The sequence below is a fragment of the Oleiphilus sp. HI0132 genome, from assembly GCF_001635845.1.
The window spans coordinates 1-553 of record NZ_LWGJ01000623.1 but is presented as its reverse complement, the minus strand read 5'-3'; the positions used below and the strand labels follow the sequence as shown (position 1 = coordinate 553).

The following is a 553-nucleotide window of genomic DNA, read 5'->3' as shown; positions in this document are numbered from 1 at the left end:
TTTGATGGCTAAGCCGGATGGTTCGATCATCGAAACGCCAATCACAGCAAACTTCCGTGAAGGTTTGAACGTACTTCAGTACTTCATCTCTACTCACGGTGCTCGTAAAGGTTTGGCGGATACGGCATTGAAGACTGCAAACTCCGGTTACCTAACTCGTCGTTTGGTTGACGTTGCCCAGGATCTTGTTGTGACCAATGATGATTGTGGCACCAAAGAAGGTCTGTTAATGACGCCAATGATTGAAGGTGGTGATGTTGTTGTACCACTAGGTGATCGTGTATTGGGTCGTGTTGCAGCGAAAGATATCTTTGCACCGGGTGATTTAGAAAATGTTGTTCTGCCTGTTGGCACCTTCTTGGATGAAAAGAAGGTATCCGAACTAGAAAAGGCAGGTGTTGATGAAGTATGGGTTCGCTCAGCGATAACCTGTGATACTCGACACGGTGTTTGTGCCCAGTGCTATGGTCGTGACTTGGCTCGTGGCCATGTTGTTAACAAGGGTGAGGCTGTTGGTGTTATCGCTGCGCAGTCAATCGGTGAGCCGGGTACA

General features: G+C 48.1%; 1 pseudogene. It reads left to right on the top strand.

The window, feature by feature from the left end:
- Nucleotides 1-553 (top strand): annotated as a pseudogene (locus tag A3766_RS07575) (DNA-directed RNA polymerase subunit beta'); the annotation flags it as partial.